Annotated in this window: 4 protein-coding genes; all 4 read right to left on the reverse strand. The window is 28.8% G+C overall.

The window, feature by feature from the left end; genetic code table 11:
* Positions 1-61: 61 nt before the first annotated feature.
* The gene (locus ACF91D_RS29950; protein WP_390334117.1) at positions 62-295 is read right to left on the reverse strand and encodes a hypothetical protein; all 234 of its coding nucleotides are present in this window, start codon (positions 293-295) and stop codon (positions 62-64) included.
* A 321-nt stretch (positions 296-616) separates the two neighbouring features.
* Positions 617-895: a hypothetical protein gene (locus tag ACF91D_RS29955; RefSeq protein ID WP_390334113.1), complete on the reverse strand. Its 279-nt coding sequence runs from the start codon at positions 893-895 to the stop codon at positions 617-619.
* A gap of 107 nt (positions 896-1,002) precedes the next feature.
* Positions 1,003-1,272 carry a hypothetical protein gene (locus ACF91D_RS29960; protein ID WP_392438360.1) on the reverse strand — a complete coding sequence of 90 codons (270 nt, stop codon included), beginning with the start codon at positions 1,270-1,272 and terminating at the stop codon, positions 1,003-1,005.
* 177 nt (positions 1,273-1,449) lie between these two features.
* Positions 1,450-1,815: a hypothetical protein gene (locus ACF91D_RS29965; protein ID WP_390334109.1), complete on the reverse strand. Its 366-nt coding sequence runs from the start codon at positions 1,813-1,815 to the stop codon at positions 1,450-1,452.
* Positions 1,816-2,028: the final 213 nt, after the last annotated feature.

Consider the following 2,028-nt stretch of genomic DNA (forward strand, 5'->3'; position numbering starts at 1 on the left):
AATGTATAGCATCAATCACCCAATACTTTGTATCGCTCCTTTAATACTATACATATAAATATTAAAGTATTTGAAATCCTTTGCATACGTCTTTTAATTGCCTTGCATTCATCACATGAAAGCTTTTTTGAACACCATGTGTTCTAACTGTTACTTTACCCGACTTATTAACCCACATCCGAAAACTATGCCATTGCTTAACATTGCATGAGTTCCCTTTAAAAACATCACGTTTAACCTCTGTTACATTTAATCCAATGCTATTTAATAAATACCATAACTTACTACTATTCATTGTTAGCCTCCTTTGATACTTCAACATCTCTGACACATAAATAAAATACGTTTTCTATATTAATAATGTATTCATCCATGCTTTTTAACACCGTTTCTAAAGCTCTTCTTTCAGTTTTAGCAATAAACCTACATTCTATATTAAAAACGCTCTCTCATTGTCTGTGTACACTATACAATGACATATTTCGATCAATCACTGTATTATATTTTTTTAAATGTTTCTAGTTCCATATGTTTTATACACGCATCAAATTTTTCCACTAAATTTGCCACCTTTCATTAATTAAAATTTGATTAATAGAAGCGGTTTTGCAACCGCTCATTTATTATAATGCTCAAATTGAATTTCTATTGTCTTAGTCTCTTCATCTGATTCAAATTGATATTCAAGAATACTTTCAATAATTTTGTCATGGTCATGCTCGCTTATCATTTCCATAAAATGATATTGTTTACCATTTTCAAAGTAGACTAAACCTTTATCCTCATTTTGATAAAGTTGTTTAGTGAATTTTTTTGAAATCAAAGTTGCGACTTTATTTCCATTTTCTAAATCTCTACTTTGTAACACTACCTTTGCTTTCTTTTCGCCATACATAATGTAAAACCACCTTTTTATTTGTTTGTAAATATTTCTATCGAATTCTCTTTATCTTAGTAAATATGAATAGCGGTGTTGATAGCGCTCTTTTTTTAGTTCTTGAATTACAAATCAAATGGTACTTCTTCTATAAGAATCGTTTCTTCTTCCGAATTGATATATTCATTAATGGTTTTAATGATTTCTTTACAGTCCGTTTCTCCAACTAATTCCATTAAGTCAAATACTTTGTTATCTCCAAAAAAGATTAACCCTTTATCTAAACCTACATATAAATCTGCGATAAAATCTTCTGTTATTAAACATGCAACTTTGTTCCCTTTCACTATGTCTTTACTTTCAAATACGATATTTCCTAAAATTGTTTCAACCATATTATTATTCCACCTTTTTATTTGTTGTGCAGCTCGATCAATCGCTAGTCTTACTACACTTAATACTATACACTATTTTTCTTTATTTGTAAATGTTTTAGTACTTTTTCTTCTTTTTTAATATAGATAGCAATTAAGAAGCGGTTTATCTCCACTTCTTAATTACTAATCCTATTCCTATAACGTAAGTTGACCATTTTCAACGATTACTCTTTCGTATTCTCCTGTAATATCTGTATCAGCTTCAATTTCGAATTTTAAATTCAATGCTTTAGATAAACGTTCTAAAGTTGTAAATTCCATCTTATCTTCATCAGTAAGCCTATCGTAATAACTGCCTTCTTCTTCTAACATACTAATATATACAGAATGCTTACAACCACCATTTACAATGTGTTTATTTTTGTAATACATATAAAACACTTCATCTACATATACACCGCATAGTTTTTGTTCTCGATGACCTTTCATATACTCAACAAAAGTTTCTACATCTTCTGTTTTTCCTTGTACTTCCATGCCATACATACTTACATTCGCCATTTAAATGACCACCTTTTTATTTGTTGTGTAGTTCGGGTTAATTGCTAACCCTTACTACACTTATTACTATACACTATTATTCTTTATTTGTAAATTATTTAGTACTTATTTTTTATTTTTCCTTAAAAAGAAGCGGTATTTTCTACCACTTCTCTAGACCTTTATTTATAAATACGTATAGGACATATAATGTATTTAAATTTGCAATCATCC

This window comes from Staphylococcus sp. 231237_7MaSpsaltlick (genome assembly GCF_043107035.1).